Source organism: Sinorhizobium sp. P24N7 (assembly GCF_042436655.1).
In the GTDB taxonomy this organism is placed as follows: domain Bacteria; phylum Pseudomonadota; class Alphaproteobacteria; order Rhizobiales; family Rhizobiaceae; genus Sinorhizobium; species Sinorhizobium meliloti_A.
The window spans coordinates 1-575 of sequence record NZ_JBHMIW010000098.1; the positions used below are offsets into that span (position 1 = coordinate 1).

Consider the following 575-nt stretch of genomic DNA (forward strand, 5'->3'; position numbering starts at 1 on the left):
CAGATCATCGAAAGGCCGTTTGTCGGCTCTGTGATGCCTGTCCCGGTGGCGGTCAGGATCGCCCGGCCCACATCTTCCGGAGTGTTATTCAGCCAGGAATAGAAAAGAGTGTTGAAGTAGTCCCACTCCCTGATCAGCGCCAGAATGATTAACATACGGGCCACGCGACCAATGATCTCGCTGACGCTGATGCGGGCCGTTCCCATGAAGAGTTGGAGCCCGTAGTATCCCACATATGCGATGAACATGATGGTGAGCAGCGGCACGATCTCATCGCCGACAATCCCATAGGCTTGCTCAGAGAAATCCGCGCCTGTCTGTTCAATTCTGTCCAGCAGATCGCCCAAGAAATCGTGCATCGTTGCAAATTGTCCTTATTCGGTCGCCCACGCCTCGATCGCAGCGAAGGCGGCCGGTGCATTACCGTTGACGCTCATCATCGGCCCGCATTCCTGGCGGGGATCAGGCGCATAAGAGGTCAGGTTGGCAGGTCTCTTGCAGGGTGCGCTCTTCTCCTTGGCCGCCGTACCGCAGCCGGCGAGGCCGGCTGCGATCAGGACGAGAAACAGAACCTT

The 575-nt window shown here is 57.6% G+C and carries 2 protein-coding genes; both read right to left on the reverse strand.

Annotated features, from left to right (window positions below):
- The coding region (locus tag ACFHWW_RS34120) for a type IV secretion system protein (RefSeq protein WP_379943799.1) at window positions 1–359 on the reverse strand (359 nt) is incomplete at its 3' end.
- Window positions 360–374: 15 nt separating this feature from the next.
- The coding region (locus tag ACFHWW_RS34125; RefSeq protein ID WP_379943801.1) for a hypothetical protein at window positions 375–575 on the reverse strand (201 nt) is incomplete at its 5' end.